Consider the following 19,490-nt stretch of genomic DNA (forward strand, 5'->3'; position numbering starts at 1 on the left):
AAACTAACTTGATCTATGACGTTGTAATCGCCGGCGCCGGCCCGGTCGGCCTGTTTCTCGCGTGTGAACTGCGCCTCGCTGGACTCTCGGTGCTGGTGCTGGAACAGGCCGCTAGTCCTGATTCGCCCTTGAAGCGCCTTCCGTTCGGTATGCGCGGTCTGTCGGTGCCCACGATCGAAGCCTTCTACCGTCGCGGCTTGCTGAACGACATCGCGATGCCGCAACGCGCGCAACCGGCCCGTCGCCAGGCGGGGCACTTCGCCGGCATTCCGTTCGACTTCGACAACATCGATACGTCGAAGTGGGCGTATCGCCTGCCCAGTCCCGCCGATACCAACATGGCCGCCGATATGGCGCGCATCGAATCGGCTCTCGCCGCTCGCGCGGACTCGACCGGCGTCGAGATCAAACGGGGTCTCGGTGTCGAAGACTTCGACCAGACGGACGAAGAAGTGACCATTCGTGCGGGTGGCGAAACTTTTCACGCGCGCTGGCTGGTCGGTTGCGATGGTGGACGCAGCGTCGTGCGCAAGGTGGGGGGCTTCGAATTCGCCGGTACCGATCCGGAGTTCACCGGCTATTCGGTTCAAGTCGAGCTTGCCGATCCGGACACGCTGAGTCTCGGCCGCCACTACACGCCGACCGGTATGTATTTTCAGTCGCAGCCCGGGATCATCGCGATGGTTGCTTTCGATGGCGGCGCATTTCATCGAACCGAGCTCATCACGCTCGAGCACGTGCAGGCGGTGTTGCGTCATATCTCCGGCGCCGATGTCACGTTGACTGCCCTTCGCCTTGCCACGACCTGGACCGATCGCACGTATCAGGCGACGGCTTACCGCAAAGGGCGGGTGCTGCTCGCCGGCGATGCCGCGCACATCCATTCCCCGTTAGGTGGCCAGGGGCTCAACCTCGGGCTCGGCGACGCGATGAACCTTGGCTGGAAGCTCGCTGCTACCGTTCGTGGCGACGCGCCCGACGGCTTGCTCGACAGCTATGCGAGCGAGCGGCATCCGGTGGGGGCGCAGGTGCTCGACTGGTCGCGTGCCCAGGTCGCGCTGATGCGGCCCAGCCGGAGTTCGCGCGCGCTCGAAGCGATCGTCCGCGATCTCATCGACACACGCGACGGCGCGACCTATTTCGCCGAGCGCGTCTGGGGCGTTTCGCTTCGCTACGATCTGGGCGGCAATCATGCGCTGGTGGGCCGCAGCGCGCCTGACTTCGAGTTGATCGACGGAACGAAGCTCGGCGAGCTTCTCGCGAACGGAAAAGGCTTGCTCCTCGACTTCGACGCTCGCCCGGCACTTGAACAGCTAGCAAACTGCTGGAGCGACCGGATCACGTACGTTGGAAGTGAAGTCAAGAATCGGCTGGGTTTAAGCGCGCTACTCGTGCGACCCGACGGCTTCGTCGCCTGGGCCAGCAATGAGGATGTGTCTCCCGATCATGACGAAGCGGCACAGATCGCATTGCGATTATTCGGCGAACCGCGCGAATAACATCTGCGCAAACCCGCACATCGATGCAATAATCACGACTCGCGCTCACCCCTGTCTCACCACCCCACGCTGTCCATGTCGCTTGTTCCGAAGGCTTTCATTGCCCCCATGATCGTTGCGTGTGCAATGTTCATGGAGAGCGTGGACGCCAACGTGATCGTCACTGCGTTGCCCGAGATGGCACGCGCATTCGGACGCGACCCAGTCACCCTGAAAATCGCCGTGACCAGTTATGTGCTGGGGCTTGGCGTGTTCATTCCGGTCTGCGGCTGGCTCGCCGACCGCTTCGGTGCCCGCACGGTGTTCCGCACGGCCATCGGCATCTTCGTTGCCGGTTCGCTGCTGTGCGCGGCCTCTACTTCGCTCTTCACCTTCACGCTTGCGCGCTTCGTGCAAGGCGTGGGCGGTGCCATGATGGTGCCGGTCGGGCGGATCATTATCTTTCGTGTCGTCGATCGCTCGGAGTTCGTCCGCGCGATGAATTACCTGAGCCTGCCCGCGATGCTCGGGCCCGCAGCCGGCCCGCTGCTAGGCGGTTTCATTACGACTTACCTGCACTGGCGGCTGATCTTCTTCATCAACATCCCGATCGGCATTCTCGGCATCTACCTCACCAACAAGCACATCAAGAACACACGCGAGCCGCATCCTGGGCCGCTCGACTGGACCGGCTTCGTGCTGTCGGCCGGCGGCGCGTCGCTGTTCCTGCTCGGGCTTTCGCTGGTGGGCAGCGAACTCGCGTCCGGCACGACCGCCACGGAGATGACCGTGCTCGGCGCGGTGATGCTCGGTCTGTACGTTCTGCACGCCCGCCGCGCGACGCTGCCACTGCTCGATCTGCGCTTTTTCCGCGTGCCGACCTTTCAGGCGAGCGTGCTCGGCGGATCGCTGTTTCGTATCGGCCTCGGTGCGGTGCCGTTTCTGCTGCCGCTCATCCTGCAGGAAGGGCTCGGTATGAGCGCGTTCAAGTCGGGGCTCATCACGTGCGCATCGGCGTTCGGCGGCATGTTCATGCGTACGCTCGCCACGACCACGCTGCGCCGCTTCGGCTTTCGCACCGTGCTGATGTATAACGCCGCGTTCTCCGGCATCGCGATTGCCGCATGCGGCGCGTTCGTGCCGGGCACGCCCACGTGGATCATCTGGGTCGTCGTGCTGCTGGGCGGCTTCTTCCCGGCGCTGCAGTTCACCAGCCTGAACTCGATGACCTACGCGCAGATCGAGAGCCGCGACGTCGGCCGCGCCACCAGCCTCGGCAGCGTCGTGCAGCAGATTTCGCTCGGCCTCGGTGTGACGATCGGCGGGATCGTGCTGCAGATCACACGCTCGCTGCACGGGCATCCGGCCATCACGTGGTCGGACTTCTGGCCGGCGTTCCTCGTCGTCGGGTTGTGTTCGTTCGCCTCGATCCCGGTCACGCGCCGGCTCGCACACGATGCCGGCGACGAAATCGCGCGCGGCAGCCGGGGCCCGGCCCCGGCAAAGACCTAGCCTGCATCGCGCATCGCCTCACCTGAGGCTCCGCCACAAACATGCGCAACCGATATGTTTATCGGCATTTAATATTTAAGCTTTGCATGGCCCGGTGTTAACCTGCGAGACAGTCGGCAGGTGCTCGGCACTTCGTTCGCAGCACGCTGCCCGTCGCTATCCGCACGGCGCCTCATGGCGTCGGCGCGCAGACAAGGAGCCAGCGTGAGCGTCGAATTCATCGGCATGATCCAGCCGCAGAAAGTGTCGGAAACCCATCTGGCGCAGGGCCCCGCCCTCGACATCGATTATCTGCGCCAGTTCGCCCAGGCCCACGAAGCGGCCGGCTTCAACCGCATTCTCGTGCCCTACCATTCGACGAGCCCGGACGCGATGCTGACTGTCGCATATGCGGCGAGCGTCACCTCGCGGGTTCATTTCATGCTCGCGCACCGGCCCGGCTTCGTTTCGCCGACACTGGCTGCGCGGCAGCTCGCGACGCTCGATCAGCTGTCCGGCGGGCGGCTCGCGGTGCACTTCATCTCCGGTGGTAGCGACACCGAGCAACGGCGCGACGGCGACTTCCTCGCGCACGATGAGCGCTATGCGCGTACCGACGAGTATCTGCAGATCCTGCGGCGCGTCTGGACCGAAACAGCGCCGTTCGATCACGAAGGCCGTTTCTATCGCTTCGAGAAAGCGTTCTCCGAAATCAAGCCGAAGCAGACGCCTTACGTGCCGATCTATTTCGGCGGCGCGTCCGCGCCCGCGCTCGAAGTGGCCGGCAAGCACGCGGACGTCTACGCGTTGTGGGGCGAATCGAAGCAACAGGTGCTGGAGCAGGTCACGCGCGTGCGCGCCGAAGCCGCGAAGCATGGCCGCACCGTGCGCTTCTCGGTATCGTTCCGGCCGATCCTCGCCGCCACCGAGGCCGCCGCCTGGGAGCGCGCCGAACACATCCTCGCCGAGACGCGGCGCCTGCGCGAAGCTCAGGGGCTCGGGACGGGCGCACCGCTCGAAAGCGAAGGGGCGCGCCGCTTGCTGGCTGCATCGGGCTCGGGTGTGCGTGCGGATGAACGGCTGTGGACCGCGGTCGCCAAAGAAATCGGCGGACGCTCGAATTCGACGGCGCTGGTCGGCACACCGGCGCAGGTCGCGCAAACGCTCGCCGAGTATCACGAACTCGGCGTGACGACGTTTCTGATCCGCGGTTTCGATCCACTCGAAGACGCTGTCGACTATGGCCGCGAACTGATTCCCGCGACCCGCGAACTGACGTCGCGCGTGCGTCACGCTGCCTGAACTCAAGGACATCCCGCGATGAGCACCACGCTTTCCGCTGCGCCCGCTTTCACTCCGGCAGTCGCACTGCGCGACACACCCATCCGCAAATTCTGGTTCGACGAAGTACCAGCCGCGCCAACACTCGCCGCCGAACGCCGCCACCGCCAGGAGCGACTCGCCGGTGCTTTCCGGCTGTTCGCGCGTTACGGATTCGATCAAGGGCTCGCCGGTCATATCACCGCGCGCGATCCGGAATGGCCCGATCACTTCTGGGTCAATCCGCTCGGCCGGCACTTCGCGCGAATCCGCGTATCGGACCTGCTGCTCGTGAACAGCCACGGAGAAATCGTGGTCGGCGAAGGGCCGCTCAATCAGGCTGCATTTGCCATCCATTCGGCGATTCACGAAGCGCGGCCCGACATCGTCGCCGCCGCACACACGCATTCGCTGTACGGCAAGGCATGGTCGACGCTCGGCCGCACGATCGATCCGCTCACGCAGGACGCGTGCTCGTTCTACGAAGACCATGCGCTGTTCGACGACTTCCAGGGCGTCGTGCTCGACACCAGCGAAGGCGCACGCATCGCCGAAGCGCTTGGCTCGAACAAGGCCGTGATCCTGAAGAACCACGGCATCCTCACCGCAGGCCCGAGCGTCGGTGCCGCGGCCTGGTGGTACATCGCGCTCGACAACGCATGCCATACACAACTGCTTGCCGAAGCGGCCGGCAAACCGCAACTGATCCCGCACGATGTCGCCGCACTCACGCATGAGCGCGTCGGCCGTCCGGGCGGCGCGTACTTTTCATTCGAGAGCCTGTACGAAGGGCTCGTCGAGACCGAACCGGACCTGCTCGACTGATGACGATCGGCAAACTGCGGCACTTCGTCGGTGAAATCGCGGCAATCGTTGACACAGCGCACGCTGAAGCCGAGCTGATCGAACGAGGTTCGGCCGCGCTACGTCAGCTCGTCGCCGTCGATGACTGGTTGCCCGATGCGTATGCAGAGCCTTCGCCGGATCGCTATCAACAGTTCCTGCTGTATGCCGATGCACGGCAGCGCTTTTCGGTCGTCAGCTTCGTCTGGGGACCGGGCCAACGCACGCCGGTTCACGATCACACGGTGTGGGGCTTGATCGGCGTATTGCGCGGCGCCGAGCGCGCAGCGTCGTACCGGCGCGATGTGCACGGCGTACTGCACGCCACTGGCGACGACGTCCTGCTCGAACGCGGTACCGTCGATGCCGTCTCGCCCGATCTCGGCGACATCCACCGCGTCAGTAACGCTTACGATGATCGCGTGTCGATCAGCATTCACGTGTACGGCGCGAACATCGGCGCGGTACGACGTTCGGTGTATCCGCCCGACGGGGGGCCGCCGAAGCCCTTCATCTCCGGCTATTCGAACGACACCCTGCCCAATCTCTGGAATCTCAGCAAGGAAGCCCTCGCCACATGAGTTCATTTCCGCTGCGCACCGTTCAGGACGTGCGCGAAACCCTGCTCGCCCGACGCGAGATCGCCCTGCTCGACGTGCGCGAAGAAGATCCGCATGCGCAGAGTCATCCGCTGTTCGCGGCCAACCTGTCGCTGTCGAAGCTCGAACTCGAAGCGTGGACACGTCTGCCGCGCCGCACGGTGCCGATCGTCCTGCTCGATGCGGGCGAAGGCTATGCCGAACGTGCTGCACAGCGTCTGGGCGAACTCGGCTACACCGACGTTGCGTTGCTCGACGGAGGTCTCGACGGCTGGATTCGCGCGGGTGGCGAAACGTTTCGCGACGTCAACGTGCCGAGCAAGGCGTTCGGCGAATTCGTCGAAGCGCAACGGCATACGCCGTCGCTATCCGCGCAAGCGGTCGACGCGTTGCTGAAAAGCGGCGATGACGTCGTCGTGCTCGATGCACGCCGCTACGATGAATATCAAACGATGAACATCCCCGGCAGCATCAGCGTGCCGGGTGCCGAACTCGTGCTGCGTGCCCGCGCGCTGGCACCGAACCCGGCAACGCGCGTGATCGTCAATTGCGCGGGGCGGACGCGCAGCATCATCGGTACGCAGTCGCTCGTGAATGCCGGGTTGCCGAATCCGGTTGCGGCGCTGCGTAACGGCACGATCGGCTGGACGCTGGCAGGCCAGACGCTCGAACACGGCAGCGCGCGGCAATTCGATCCACAGGCTGGCCTCGCCACCGACGATCTCGCGCCATCACGCCGCGCTTCACGTGCGCTCGCCGATCGCGCAGGCGTACACCGCACGACACTCGACGAAGCAGCAACATGGAGCGCGGATACGTCACGCACCACGTATCGCTTCGACGTCCGCACGCCCACCGAATATGAAACCGCACACGCGCCCGGTTTTCAGGGCGCGCCGGGCGGCCAGCTCGTGCAGGAAACGGAGATGTTCGCGCCGGTACGCGGCGCACGCGTCGTGCTGTTCGACGACGATGGCGTGCGCGCGAACATGACGGCGTCGTGGCTCGCGCAGATGAACATCGATGTGTACGTCGTCGACGAGGCGAGCCGTGAGGCGTTGACCGAACATGGCCCATGGCGAGGTCCGAAGTCGCAACCGGTCGCGACGCCGCTGGTCACACCCGAAGCGCTCGCGACCTGGCTCGCCGATCCGGCAAGCGGCACCGTCGTGCTCGATTTCACGTCGAGCGCAAACCACGTGAAGGCGCATATTCCAGGCGCATGGTGGGCGCTGCGTTCACGACTCGTCGGCGACGCATCGGACCTGCGCGAGCTACCCGATGCGAAACGCTATGTCGTGACGTGCGCGACCAGCGCGCTCGCGCCGTTCGCCGCACCTGAAATCGCCGCGCTCACGGGAAAGCCGGTGCATCTGCTGGCAGGCGGTACGGCCGCGTGGATTCAGGCGGGCCTGCCGGTCGAATCCGGCGATACGCAACTCGCGTCGCCGCGCATCGATCGCTATCGACGGCCGTATGAAGGCACCGACAGCGCGCATGAAGCGATGAATGCGTATCTGGAGTGGGAATACGGTCTCGTCGCGCAACTCGAACGCGACGGCACGCATGGGTTTTTCGTGATCTGACCGCGCGTCGCCCAAAAGCGCTCAAGCGGCGCGCGCCACCCGCGCCGCCTTGAAGCGCCGCTCGATACTTACCGACAGCACTGCAAGCGCCGCCTGCAGTTTGCCGAGCGCACGCGAACGCACCATCCACACGGCAATTTCCGGCTTGAAGTCGCTCAACTGGATCACATCGAGTTGCGCCGCGTGCGGACTCGCGTGTAGCAACGGCAGCGGCACGAGACCGAGTCCCACCCCTTCGGCAACCAGCCCCAGTTGCAACTCGGTACCGAACGTTTCGAGGTTCAGTTTCAGCGTCAGCCCCTGGCTCGCGAGCGCGTGCTGCAGCCCCGCGCGAAACCCGCAACCATCCGGGTTCAGCACCCATCCAAAACCGTGACATTCCGCCAGCGAATACACGCGCCGCTTCATGCTGCCCTTGCTCGCCACCACAGCGAGCTTCAATGCGCCGAGCGCGTCGGCCTGCAACGTGTCCGGGAAGCTGCGATTGGCGGGCAGCAGCATGACGGCCGCGTCGAGCGCACCTTCATCGAGTTTTTGCAGCAACTGTGCGCCCCACCCTGTCGAGATGCGCGCCTGCAACTCCGGATGTGCGAGCTTCAGTTCACGCAATGCGTCGAGCAACGCGACGTCGGCAACCGTCTGCGCGACACCGAGTCGCAACACACCGGCGAGCGGTGCATCGACCGCAACGAGTTCGCGCAGCACATCCATCTCGCGCACGATCGCGCGGCACTGTTCGTAGACGACAAGCCCCATCGGCGTCGGCTTCAATGGCTTCGTATTCCTGTCGAGCAGTTCGACGCCCAGCGCTTCCTCGAAATTCTGCAGACGCCGCGTCACGGCAGGTTGCGTCAATTCAAGCGAACTGGCTGCCTGGTTGAGCGACTGGCAACGCACGACGGCGACAAACGCCTCAATGTCATCGAGCTTCATTGAATCGGTTCTCTGGTGAAAAGGCCGGTCGATTCGCGGCAATGCGAATGAGCGTACCGTACGCGTAGCGCGTTCGTCTACATGAGCGCACGCATTCCCGGCATTTCGCCTTTGCATATTTGCAAAGCAGAACAATGCGTTTGCCTTATAACGGACGCGTACGTATCGTGGACTGCCTGACTGTCCGCCCCTGCCTCTTCATTGGTTCTCTATGCGCGTTCTGCTCGCCTCCCTGTTGCTCGCCTTGCTGCCTTCCGTGCTGCCCGCGGCCAGTCATGCCGCGACCGAAACCGTGCTCAAGGTCGGTGACCAGCAACTCCAGACGCGCGGCGTGCTCGAAGCGTCTGGCCAGTTGAAGGACCTGCCGTACAAGATCGAGTGGTACAACTTTCCTGCTGCGCAGCCGCTTGGCGAAGCGCTGAACGCGGGTGCGATCGATGTCGGCGGTCTGGGCGACGCACCACTGATCTTCGCGTATGCCGCCGGCGCGCGCGTACGTGCGGTGGCCGCGACGCGTTCTCAGCCGGTCGATTTAGCCATCGTCGTGCCCGAGCATTCACCGATCAAAAGCGCCGCCGATCTAAAGGGCAAGCGCATCGCCACGACCCGTGGCTCGATTGGCCACTACCTCGCCATCGCCACGCTCGAACGCGCGGGCATCAAACTGTCCGATGTCTCACTGCGCTTCATGCAGCCCGCGGACGCGAAGGCCGCGCTCGCCACCGGTAACGTCGATGCATGGTCGACGTGGGACCCGTACGTCGCGCTCGCCGAACTGCGCGACCACGATCGCAGCATCGCAAACGGCGTGGGTGTATCGTCGGGTCTGAGCTTCCAGGCCGCCACCGACGAATCGATCAAGGCCAAGCGCGCGCAGATCGAAGACTTCCTGCACCGCGTCGCGATCGGGCAGCGCTGGGCGCTCGCGCATCCCGACGAAGTCGCGGCGATGCAGTCGCAGGTCACGGGCCTCCCCGCCGACGTGCTGAAAACTGTCTATCAACGGGCACAGCTGCATCCGGTCGCCATCGACGACAGCCTGATCGCCGAGCAGCAAAAAACGGCCGACCTGTACCACCGCGCCGATGTCATCAAGGCGCCGTTGAACGTGACGCCGAGCTTCGACCGGCAATTTGGTTTTAGTGATCACTAGCAAGCACGAATGCGTGCTGACGCTTCACGGCCGTAGCACGCCCCGGAACCATCGATGACCATCCGCCACCCCGATACTGCGCGCTCCGATGTGCGACCCGACGCCGAGGCGCACGCCGCGCTCGCGGACCTCGACAGCGCCGCCGCCGACACATGGCTTGCCGCGCTCAGCGATACATTCGCCGCGGGGGCCGCAGAACTCGATCGCGGCGCCCTATTTCCGCACGACAATCTTGCGCGCCTGCATGGCGCCGGTCTTCTTGCATTGACGGTGCCACGTGCGCTCGGTGGTCGCGGCGCAACGCTCGCGCAAACGCTCAAGGTGATCCGCGCGGTGGCACGCGGTGAGCCATCCACGGCGTTGATTCTCGTGATGCAGTACCTGTATCACTTGCGTCTGCAGGCCAATCCAAACTGGCCGGTAGCGCTGAAAGAGCGTGTAGCACGCGATGCTGTCGAGCATGGCGCACTGATCAACTCGTTACGCGTCGAACCGGAACTGGGCTCGCCATCGCGTGGTGGTTTACCGGCCACCGTCGGCACGCTGGATGACGACCATTGGCTACTCAACGGTCACAAGATCTATTCGACCGGCAGCCCCGGCCTCACCTGGTTTGCCGTGTGGGGCCGCACTGACGAAGCCACACCGCGCGTTGGAACGTGGCTTGTACATCGCGATTCACCAGGCATCCACTTCGGCGAACCATGGAATCACCTCGGCATGCGCGCCACCGGCAGCCACGAAGTGATCTTCGAGAACGTACGCGTCCCATTCGATCAGGCCGTCGATCTGCAGTTGCCCGCACCCGGCGTAGGCAGTCTCGATCCGCTCACCGCAGTCTGGATGAACGTGCTGCTGCCTGCTGTCTACGATGGCGTGGCACGCGCCGGGCGCGACTGGTTCGCGCAGTGGGCGGCCACCCGCGTACCGTCCGGACTCGCCGCACCGCTGTCGAGCCTCGACAGTTTTCAGCAGACGCTCGGGCGCATCGATGCGTTGCTCTTCAACAACCGCGTGCTGCTCAATGCAGGCGCGCGCGGCGACATCGCCACGGCGGATGCGCCGATCATCAAGTATCTGGTCAGCCGCCAGGCAATCGAGGCCGTCGAACTCGCGCTGGAAGCCAGCAGCAATCCAGGCCTCAGTCGCAACAATGCGCTTGAGCGCCACTATCGCGACGTACTGTGCGCACGCATCCACACACCGCAGAACGACACCGTGCTCGGCAATCTGGGCCGCGCGGGTTTCGCGGCACGCTAACACGCTGCCGGAATCCGGCGCATTCGAAACAGGAGTCGAGACGATGAGCGTCGAATTCATAGGCTACGTGAGCCACCAGGAGTCTAGCGAGATCCGTCTGCCGCAAGGGCCGGCCGTGAATCCGCCGTATATCGCGGCCGTTGCGCAGGCACATGAATACGGTGGCTTCGATCGTGTGCTCATCGCGCATTCGAGCGCATCGCCGGACGGTTTTCAGATCGCGTCGTTCGTCGCACAGCAAACGAAGCGCCTCGGCATTCTGCTCGCGCACCGGCCCGGCTTCGTCGCACCGACGCTCGCCGCGCGCCAGCTCGCGACGCTCGACCACTTCAGCGCGGGCCGCGCGGCCGTGCACATCATCTCGGGTGGCGACGACGTCGAGCAGCAACGCGATGGCGATTTTCTGACGCACGACGAACGCTATCAGCGCACCGACGAATATCTCGATGTCGTCAAGCGCGCATGGACCAGCGACACACCGTTCGATCACACCGGCACGTACTACCACGTCGTTGGTCATCGGTCGCAGGTGCGGCCGCTGCAGCAACCGCACCTGCCGGTGTACTTCGGCGGCTCGTCCGATGCGGCGATCGCGATAGCGGGCAAGCACGCCGACGTGTACGCGCTGTGGGGCGAATCGCTTGCGCAGGTGGCCGAGACGATCGCGCGCGTACGCGCGGCGGCCGCCGTTTATGGACGAGACAGGCACATCCGCTTCAGCCTGTCGCTGCGCCCGATCATTGCTGCCAACGAAGAGGACGCATGGGCGCGCGCGGATTCGATTCTCGAACGCGCGAAGGAAGTCGTCACACGCTCGCCGAATTTCACGCGGCGGCCGAAGGATCCGCAGAACGTCGGCTCACAGCGGTTACTCGCCGAAGCAGCGAAAGGTACGATCGTCGATACGCGTCTGTGGACCGGCATCGCCGCACTGACACGCGCAGCGGGCAATTCGACGGCATTGGTTGGTACGCCGCAGCAAGTAACGGACGCGTTGCTCGAGTATCGCAAGCTCGGTGTGTCGACGTTTCTGATCCGCGGTTTCGATCCGCTCGAAGATGCGCTGGCGTATGGTCGCGATCTGCTGCCGCTCGTGCGCGCGGCTGTGGCTCAAGCCGATGCGCAGGCCGCGCCGCGTGAAGTGGCAACGGCTGCTGCTGCGTAAGCCGGAGTAATCTGCAGGAAGGTCATAAAAATACAGACCATTGGCAATAGCGATAACATAGCGAACGAATTGTGCTTACAGAAATTACATCGTCCCGCTCACTGTCTTCGTCTATAGCCGATGGATCCATCCGCAACCTTGATGTCGTCTTCCGCGTCGGTGCTGCTCGTCGACGATCAACCGATCGTCGGCGAGATGGTCGCGCGAGCGCTGGCAAACGAAAGCGATATCACGCTTCATCTCTGCCACGACGGTCGCGAGGCTGTATCGGTCGCGCGTGAACTGAAGCCCACGGTCATCCTGCAGGATCTGGTCATGCCCGGCGTCGAAGGGCTCGATGTCGTGCGCAGCTATCGCGCCGATCCGGCTACGGCGCACATTCCGGTCATCGTGCTGTCGTCGCGAGAACAACCGATCATCAAGAGCGCGGCCTTCGTTGCGGGCGCAAGCGACTACCTCGTCAAGCTTCCCGACGCGATCGAACTGATTGCACGGATTCGCTACCACTCGAACTCGTATATCGCGGCGCTTCAGCGCAATGAAGCGCTCGATTTTCTATCGCACGACATGCGCTCGCCGCTGGCTTCGATCCTCGCCTTGATCGAAACGCATCGTGGCAAACAGGAACCGCAGCAGGCGTTGCTTGAACGTATCGCGTCGCATGCCAGCACTGCGCTGGCGCTGGCGGACGGCTTCGCTCGTCTGGCAAGAGCACAATCCGAATGGCTGCAAGTCGAAGAGTTCGATCTCGGCGATCTGGTCGAAGTGGCCGCCGATCAGTTGTGGGAGAAGGCACAGGCAAGGCACTCGCGGATCTCGGTGAACATCCCTGCGCAAGCGCATCCTTTCGTGGGCGACCGGTTGATGTTGACCCGTGCCGTGTTGAATCTCATCGACAATGCGCTCAAGTACGGGCCGGCGGGTTCGGAAGTCCGTTGCACGCTTGCAAGTTCTGAAGAGAGTTGGTCGATCAGCGTGGAAGACGAGGGGCCTGGCATTCCGGAAAGCGCACACGAGAAGGCGTTGCAGCGCTTCGGCAGATTGCCTTCGCATGTGGCGAGTAACGTCGACGGTTATGGGCTCGGTCTCGCCTTCGTCAACGTCGCGGCGATGAAACATCATGGGTCGGTGGCGATGCGGCGGGCGGACACGGGGTTTGCGGTGACGTTGCTGCTGCCGCGGTCTGCTGCATAACCAAATCCGCAGCTACGCAAGCACGTCCGAAAACACCCGCGTCGAAAACCGGTTTGAATCCGTCCCGCTGTTCAGCACACCAACCGTCTTCAGATCGTCCGCATACAACGCGATCTCTTTCCTGAACGCATCGCCGACCGGATGATGTTTGTCGGTGTGACTCTTCAGCATTGCGGTGAGCTGCCCGACATCCGCCGACGGCGCATACGCGGAGAATATCGCTGCCGCATCCGCCGGATTGTTTGCCGTCCACTCAGTCGCCTCGAGCAACGCCTGCGTCAGTGCCTGCGCAGTCGCGCGATCCTTGCGTATCAGCGTGCCGCGCACGCCGAGCACGCAGCACACGCGGTTCTGATATTCGCCGCACAGGTTATTCGACACTTCGTACAGGTGATCGGATTCGCGCAGCGCCCAGATGGTCGGATCGCCATCGGCGATGGCGTGCACCTCACCCTTCTTCAACGCAATGCCGAGCAGGCTGGCCGGATACTGGCGCCAGTGCACGTCGTTGTCCGGATCGATGCCGAGCTTCTTCAGCGTGATCGCAAAGAAATTCTTCGCGGGGCTCGCCATATCGCTGACGCCGACCGTGCGTCCTTTAAGCCCGGCCAGATCGACGATGCCCGACGTGCGCGTGGCCAGTAACCGCATGCAGCCACCATGAATGCCCGCGGTCAGCTTGACGTCGAAACCCTGTTCGAGCGGTTTGATCCAGCGCAGCGCCATGCCGACACCCGCATCCGATTTGCCGGTGGCGATCGCTTCGAGCAACTGATCGGTGGAGCCGGCGAAGTTGATCAGTTCGACCTGCAAGCCGTGGCGCTGGAAGAAGCCTTGCTTCACGGCGACCGGTACCGGCGCGGTACAGATCGCGCCGGCGTTCCATGACAGTTTGAGCGGCTTGAGTGCGTTGTCTGCATACGCGAGTGGTCCCGACAGGCCCAGTGAGACACCGCCAAATGCTGCCGCGCCCGCAGCCCATGCGGTTTTGCGCAACCAGGCGCGGCGCTCGGGATTGATGGGTGTCGTATCGTCGAAGTGAGTCATCGTGCTGTTTCTCCCCGTTGGTCGATCGGCGTTCGCGCTTTAACACGTCGCTCCGATCCGATGCAACACCGTTGCGGCATTGCGTTTGATGTTGTCAGTTCACGCATCGAGCCCCAGCTGCGCCAACACCTGCCGACGCAACGCCACCAGCTTCGGATCGTCGCGATGCCGCGGATACGGCGCGTCGTTGCGCACCTCGGTGAGGATGCGTGCCGGTCGTTCGCTGAGCACGATCACACGGTTCGCCACGACGAGCGCTTCTTCGACATCGTGCGTAACGAACAGCACCGAGAAACGCGCGGCCTGCCACAGGCGCACGAGTTCCCCCTGCATGCGGATGCGCGTCAGCGAATCGAGCTTGCCGAATGGCTCATCGAGGACCAGCAGCGCCGGGTCGTTGACGAGCGCACGGGCGAGTGCTGCACGCTGCGCCATGCCACCTGAGAGTTGATGCGGAAACGCGTCGGCAAACTCAGACAGCCCGACCAGTTCAAGCGCGGCATCGATCCGCTCGTCGATGTTGCGCACGTCATCGCTATCACTACGCTTGCCGCCACGCCGCGCGCGCCGCTGCGCCTCCGGCCCGACAGCGACGTTGCCGCGCACCGTACGCCACGGGTACAGCGTCGGGTCCTGAAACACCACGACACGCGACGGATCGGGGCCGTCGATCGGCGCACCGTCGGCGAGCAGGCTGCCACGCGTCGGCGTGTCGAGCCCCGCGACCAGTCGCAGCAAGGTCGACTTGCCGCACCCGCTCGCACCGAGTAGCGCAACGAATTCACCCGGTTCGACGGACAGGTTGATGTCGTCGAGCACATCGAGCGCCGCACCGCGCAACGCAAACCGGTGGCTGACGTGGCGCACGTCGATGCGCGCGCCGACGCGTTGAGCAGTGGCGAGCACATCGTTAGCCACAGCCGCAGCGGAAGAGGAAGTCACCATTTGAGCAAACCCTTTTGCCACGCGAGCAACCGGTCGCGCAACCGGAACAGCAACGTGATGAGACCGGAGCACATCAGCGCCATCACCAGCAGCGCGGCGTACATGTTCGAGTACGCGGCCCAGCCTTGCGCCCATTGCAGATACCAGCCGAGCCCCGCTTTCACGCCCATCATCTCGGCGACGATCAGCACCGAGAACGATGCGCCGAGCCCCATGAACAACCCGACAAACACCGACGGCAATGCCGCGGGAATCGCCACCTTCAGGATCAGAAAGCCGGGACGCGCGCCGAGCGTACGAGCGACGTCGTAGTACGCCGGGTTGACGCCCGCTACACCCGACCATGTCAGCACGGCAACCGGAAACGCAGTGGCCAGCGCAATTAGGAACACGCTCGCGCTAAAGCTCGACGGAAAGAAGAAGAAGGCGAGTGGCAACCAGGCGGTCGCCGGCAACGGCCCGATCAGCCGCAGCACCGGATGCAACCAGTAGCCGACCGCGCGCGACCAGCCGATGCTCACACCGGTCACGAACCCGGTCGCCGCGCCGATCGCATAGCCATACGCGAGCAACCCGAGCGAATGCGCGACGCTCAATCCGAGCCGCGGAAAATCGTCGAAGAACACCGCGATCAATGCCTGCGGCGGCGCGAAGAACGGGCGCGGCAACCATTCGAGCTTCGCGGTCGCCACTTCCCACGCGCCGATGCCCAACGCAAGCGCGAGCAACCAGGGTGCCGCGACGAACCATGTTTCGGCGTACGTGCGCTTGCGCAGTGCATCGCCGTTGTTGCCCACGTCTACGTCAGCAGAACGTTCTGCCGCTGTTACCGCCGCACGCCAGCCCGCGATGCCGATCGATGCAGCAAGCACCGCCAGCGCAAGCTTCAGAACGAGCAGTTCCTGCGTATACGGCCAGTCGTCGAGATTCGGCCACCATTGCGTGAGCGCAGCGCTACCGGCCCACGCAAACGCAGCCAGCGCGGCGATCCGCACACGACGTGTCGTTTCGCGAGGCAAGACGATCGAACGCCGCGACGCGACCGGAGAATCGAGAAACTCGGATTGAGTGGACATGACGGGCGGAGCGGCTTTACGCCGCGGCGAGTTGAGTATCGGAGATCGATCGCACGTCGATGCGGCGCGGCAGGATCGCATCGCGATACGCGCTGTCGGCGACCTTTTGCAGCACCACGATGTCGGCGTCTTTGACGAAGTGCTGCTTCAGCGATGCGCGCGCAGTGATCTGCTTCGCCGCTGCCAGCGGTGCGCGGGTGAGCGACGCGTAGATCTGCGCGTACGCATCGGGATTGGCGAGCGCCCAGTCGCCGGCGCGCTGAAAACGCAGCAGAACATCGGTGATGGCGGCGCGTTTGTGTGGGTCGGCGGCCGCGCTACCCGACGCCGTGATAAAGCCAAGCCCGCTGTTAATACCGATGCCATCGCGCAGGACGCGCGCACCGCGCTGCACGGCGATGCCGTAGTACGGATCGAAGGTGGCCCACACCTCGATTGCACCGGACGCGAACGCGGCGAAGGCATCGACGGGAAGCACGAAGCGCACCGATACGTCGTTGCGCGACAGCCCCGCTTCGGCGAGCGCGCCGTACAGCTGATACTGCGAAATGCTGCCGCGCGCCGACGATACGAAAACCGTGCGCCCGTTCAGATCAGCGACACTGCGCAGCTTCGAATTTTCCGGCACGAGGATGCCGAGCTGCGAACCCGAACCGACGCGTGCCGCGACGATCTTCAGCGACGGGTCGCCGACCGCGGCCGCGAGCACTGGTAGATCGCCGGCCGGCGCGAGATCGACGGCGCCTGAGCGCTGCGCTTCGAACAACGGCGCCGCACCCTGGAAGTTGGCCCAGCGAAATGCGTAAGGCGTGCCGTCCAGTACCTTTGCCGCTTCCGCAAGCGCACGTGTGCCGCCGGCCTGATCGCCGAGCACGAGCGTGACGGAAGAAAGGTCGGTGGTCGCCGCGCGTGCGTCGACGCTGGAGAATGCACCGAAGGCAGCCGCTGCGGGTGCCGCACCGAGCAGGCGCAACGCGCGTCGGCGGGTCAGCAGAAAGTCGTGATCAGGAACGGGGGGAAAGGCGGCCATAAATCCTCGCGGGGCAATGTCATCGCACAGAGTAGCGAGCCATTGCGCCGTTGAGAATTATCCAATTCCGATATGTTTATGCCGCTTTAATATTTATGCTTTGCATCTTTTGAAATGCTGCATCAGCGTCGGGATCGTCGTTGACGCAGCCGGCAGCACGTCACCGTTTCTTCTCACGACCCTTCTTCGACTGCGCAGGCGGCGCCCCAACCGAGGCGCGCATCGTCACCGTGATCGGGAACTCGCGCACGATGTCGTTGGTGGTTCCGTAGCATTGATTCAGCAGCCAGCGCACCGCATTCTGCGTGAGATCGGCAGTTGGGATATGCACCGAGGTCAGCGCCGGCGACGCATACGGCGCCGAGTAATCGTCGTCGTAGCCGATCACCGAAACATCCCCGGGTATCGACAGCCCCGCTTGCTGCAAACGGGCCAGCGCGCTGACCGCCATCGAGTCGTTGGCGCAGAACAACCCGGTAAACGGCCGCCCGGTATCGAGTAGCGTCTGTGCGGCCGCATAACCGCCTTCGGCCGAGAAGTCCGATTCGATCAGCACGACATCGTCACGCTCGATACCGGCGCGCGCCAGCTCCGCAAAAAAACCACCGAGCCGGATCAGGTTGTCCGATGCACTCGACGGCCCCGCAATCACCGCAATCTCGCGATGCCCGTGATCGAGCAGCGTGCGCGCCGCCAGTTCGCCGCCGCGCCGGTGGTCCGGGCAAAACGATGCATCGGGCAACTGTTCGAAGCCACGGTTGAGGAACACCATCCGCGGATGCAAGGCGTGCAGCATGATCAGGTCTTCGTCATGCAGATCGTGGCTGATAACCACGACGCCGTCGCAATCGCGGGCGATCAGAAAACGCACCGCCTCGATTGCCTGCTCGCGGGCCGACACCTCGCCGCAACCGGTCGCGACCACCACGTGACGATGCACGTTGCGTAGTTCCGTATCGGTCTGCTTGAGGATCGTGCCGTAATACGGGCCGAAAAAAGTCGGCACGAAGATGCCGATCACGCCGAGCGAGCGCGTCGCCATCGCGCGACCGATCGACGAAGGCCGGAAGTTCAGCTCCGCGATAGCGGCCTGCACGCGCGCCACGGCATCGGCCGATACAGGCCCTTTGCCGGAAAGCGCGCGCGAGGCGGTCGACAGGCCGACGCCCGCACGCTCTGCCACGTCTTTCAAGGTTGCCACTCACACTCCATCGAGTCGGAAACGCAACAGGAAGCGCCGTCTATCGATGCGTCATGGCTACGCTACAGCCGCGCGCCACTGGCTTCGTCGAACAGCGAAATATGCGCGCCGTCGAACGAGAATCCGAACGCGTCGCCGGAAGCGACGGGTGTCTTGTCCTGATCGATCGACGCGATCTGTACGCCATGATAGTCGAGCCAGATAACCCGATGGTTGCCCATCGGTTCGACCAGGGTCACGGCGCCGCGTTGCGTGTCGTGCCCGTCCACCCCGTTGAGCGCCCCGTTAATCCGCACGTCTTCGGCACGCACGCCGAGCACGCAGGGCAGATCTTCCGCAGGCGGACGCTCGAAACGGTAAGCCGATACATCGAGATCGAGCTGCGCCGTACGAAAGCGCACGCTGTCGCCGTTTCGCTGTAACCGGCCGTTCAGCAGGTTCATCGCAGGCGAGCCGAGGAAGGTCGCGACAAACAGGTTATCGGGCCGCGCGTAAACTTCGGCGGGCGTGCCGATCTGCTGGATCACACCGCCGCGCATCACGGCCATCCGCGTGGCAAGCGTCATCGCTTCCACCTGGTCGTGCGTGACGTAAATCATCGTCGCGCCGAGCCGCTGATGCAGTTGCTTCAGTTCGCGGCGCAGTTCGGTGCGCAGTTTCGCATCGAGATTCGACAGCGGCTCGTCGAACAAAAAGACATCGGCTTCGCGCACGATCGCGCGACCGATCGCCACGCGCTGCCGCTGGCCGCCCGACAACTGAGCCGGCTTACGACGCAGCAGCGGTCCCAGTTGCAGCATCTCGGATGCACGATTAACGCGCCGCGCGATCTCCGCCTTCGGCGTACCGTTGATCCGCAACGCAAACGAGAGGTTGCGCTCGACGCTCATCGTCGGATAGAGCGCGTAAGACTGAAACACGAGCGCAATGCGCCGGTCCTTCGGATCGGCCCACGTCATATCCTCGCCGCCGATCTCGATGGTGCCGCCCGCCACATCGATCAACCCGGCAATACTGTGCAGCAGCGTCGACTTCCCGCAGCCCGACGGCCCGAGCAGCACGACGAACTCACCGGCGCGCACGTCGAGATCGAGCGCGTCGATCACGGCGTTCGCGCCGAGCTGGATTTTCAGGTTGCGGATCGACACATTCGCTACGTTGGCCATGCC

At 64.0% G+C, this 19,490-nt stretch carries 17 protein-coding genes; 10 read left to right on the forward strand and 7 right to left on the reverse strand.

The window, feature by feature from the left end; genetic code table 11:
* Positions 1 to 8: 8 nt before the first annotated feature.
* The 6 genes from BWP39_RS13155 (at position 9) to BWP39_RS13180 (ending at position 7,317) form a co-directional block, all read left to right on the forward strand.
* Positions 9 to 1,499, forward strand: coding sequence for an FAD-dependent monooxygenase (locus tag BWP39_RS13155; protein WP_235851421.1), 1,491 nt, complete (start codon positions 9 to 11; stop codon positions 1,497 to 1,499).
* A 75-nt stretch (positions 1,500 to 1,574) separates the two neighbouring features.
* The gene (locus tag BWP39_RS13160) at positions 1,575 to 2,990 is read left to right on the forward strand and encodes an MFS transporter (protein WP_096720786.1); all 1,416 of its coding nucleotides are present in this window, start codon (positions 1,575 to 1,577) and stop codon (positions 2,988 to 2,990) included.
* 204 nt (positions 2,991 to 3,194) lie between these two features.
* Positions 3,195 to 4,271, forward strand: coding sequence for an LLM class flavin-dependent oxidoreductase (locus BWP39_RS13165; RefSeq protein WP_096722536.1), 1,077 nt, complete (start codon positions 3,195 to 3,197; stop codon positions 4,269 to 4,271).
* Positions 4,272 to 4,289: 18 nt separating this feature from the next.
* Positions 4,290 to 5,114, forward strand: coding sequence for a class II aldolase/adducin family protein (locus BWP39_RS13170; protein WP_096720788.1), 825 nt, complete (start codon positions 4,290 to 4,292; stop codon positions 5,112 to 5,114).
* Positions 5,114 to 5,713 carry a cysteine dioxygenase family protein gene (locus tag BWP39_RS13175; RefSeq protein ID WP_096720790.1) on the forward strand — a complete coding sequence of 200 codons (600 nt, stop codon included), beginning with the start codon at positions 5,114 to 5,116 and terminating at the stop codon, positions 5,711 to 5,713. The genes BWP39_RS13170 and BWP39_RS13175 overlap by 1 nt, the downstream gene beginning before the upstream one ends.
* A complete protein-coding gene (locus BWP39_RS13180; protein ID WP_096720792.1) occupies positions 5,710 to 7,317 on the forward strand; it encodes a rhodanese-related sulfurtransferase in 1,608 nt (535 codons plus the stop codon). Before BWP39_RS13175 ends, BWP39_RS13180 begins: the two co-directional genes overlap by 4 nt.
* A gap of 21 nt (positions 7,318 to 7,338) precedes the next feature.
* Here BWP39_RS13180 and BWP39_RS13185 read toward each other — a convergent pair whose 3' ends face one another.
* The gene (locus tag BWP39_RS13185) at positions 7,339 to 8,250 is read right to left on the reverse strand and encodes a LysR family transcriptional regulator (protein ID WP_096720794.1); all 912 of its coding nucleotides are present in this window, start codon (positions 8,248 to 8,250) and stop codon (positions 7,339 to 7,341) included.
* 211 nt (positions 8,251 to 8,461) lie between these two features.
* Here BWP39_RS13185 and BWP39_RS13190 point away from each other — a divergent pair, with 211 nt between their 5' ends.
* From BWP39_RS13190 to BWP39_RS13205, 4 genes are all read left to right on the forward strand, one after another.
* Entirely contained in the window at positions 8,462 to 9,403 is a 942-nt protein-coding gene (locus tag BWP39_RS13190) for an ABC transporter substrate-binding protein (RefSeq protein ID WP_096720797.1), read from the forward strand.
* Between the two features lie 54 nt (positions 9,404 to 9,457).
* Positions 9,458 to 10,663 carry an acyl-CoA dehydrogenase family protein gene (locus BWP39_RS13195; RefSeq protein WP_096720799.1) on the forward strand — a complete coding sequence of 402 codons (1,206 nt, stop codon included), beginning with the start codon at positions 9,458 to 9,460 and terminating at the stop codon, positions 10,661 to 10,663.
* A 43-nt stretch (positions 10,664 to 10,706) separates the two neighbouring features.
* Positions 10,707 to 11,828, forward strand: coding sequence for an LLM class flavin-dependent oxidoreductase (locus tag BWP39_RS13200; protein ID WP_096720801.1), 1,122 nt, complete (start codon positions 10,707 to 10,709; stop codon positions 11,826 to 11,828).
* A 141-nt stretch (positions 11,829 to 11,969) separates the two neighbouring features.
* Entirely contained in the window at positions 11,970 to 13,022 is a 1,053-nt protein-coding gene (locus BWP39_RS13205) for a hybrid sensor histidine kinase/response regulator (RefSeq protein WP_235851422.1), read from the forward strand.
* A 12-nt stretch (positions 13,023 to 13,034) separates the two neighbouring features.
* On the opposite strand, the gene BWP39_RS13210 is transcribed toward BWP39_RS13205, so the two are convergent.
* The 6 genes from BWP39_RS13210 to BWP39_RS13235 form a co-directional block, all read right to left on the reverse strand.
* Positions 13,035 to 14,069 carry an ABC transporter substrate-binding protein gene (locus BWP39_RS13210; RefSeq protein ID WP_096720805.1) on the reverse strand — a complete coding sequence of 345 codons (1,035 nt, stop codon included), beginning with the start codon at positions 14,067 to 14,069 and terminating at the stop codon, positions 13,035 to 13,037.
* Between the two features lie 99 nt (positions 14,070 to 14,168).
* The gene (locus tag BWP39_RS13215) at positions 14,169 to 15,014 is read right to left on the reverse strand and encodes an ABC transporter ATP-binding protein (RefSeq protein WP_096720807.1); all 846 of its coding nucleotides are present in this window, start codon (positions 15,012 to 15,014) and stop codon (positions 14,169 to 14,171) included.
* Positions 15,008 to 16,090, reverse strand: coding sequence for an ABC transporter permease (locus BWP39_RS13220; protein WP_096720809.1), 1,083 nt, complete (start codon positions 16,088 to 16,090; stop codon positions 15,008 to 15,010). The genes BWP39_RS13215 and BWP39_RS13220 overlap by 7 nt, the downstream gene beginning before the upstream one ends.
* A 16-nt stretch (positions 16,091 to 16,106) precedes the next feature.
* Positions 16,107 to 17,120 (reverse strand): ABC transporter substrate-binding protein, encoded by a 1,014-nt coding sequence (locus BWP39_RS13225; protein WP_096720811.1) that lies wholly within the window; start codon positions 17,118 to 17,120, stop codon positions 16,107 to 16,109.
* A 160-nt stretch (positions 17,121 to 17,280) separates the two neighbouring features.
* Positions 17,281 to 18,321, reverse strand: coding sequence for a LacI family DNA-binding transcriptional regulator (locus BWP39_RS13230; RefSeq protein ID WP_096720813.1), 1,041 nt, complete (start codon positions 18,319 to 18,321; stop codon positions 17,281 to 17,283).
* A 62-nt stretch (positions 18,322 to 18,383) separates the two neighbouring features.
* Positions 18,384 to 19,487 carry an ABC transporter ATP-binding protein gene (locus BWP39_RS13235; protein WP_096720815.1) on the reverse strand — a complete coding sequence of 368 codons (1,104 nt, stop codon included), beginning with the start codon at positions 19,485 to 19,487 and terminating at the stop codon, positions 18,384 to 18,386.
* Positions 19,488 to 19,490 lie beyond the last annotated feature (3 nt).

The sequence above is a fragment of the Paraburkholderia acidicola genome, assembly GCF_002362315.1.
In the GTDB taxonomy this organism is placed as follows: domain Bacteria; phylum Pseudomonadota; class Gammaproteobacteria; order Burkholderiales; family Burkholderiaceae; genus Paraburkholderia; species Paraburkholderia acidicola.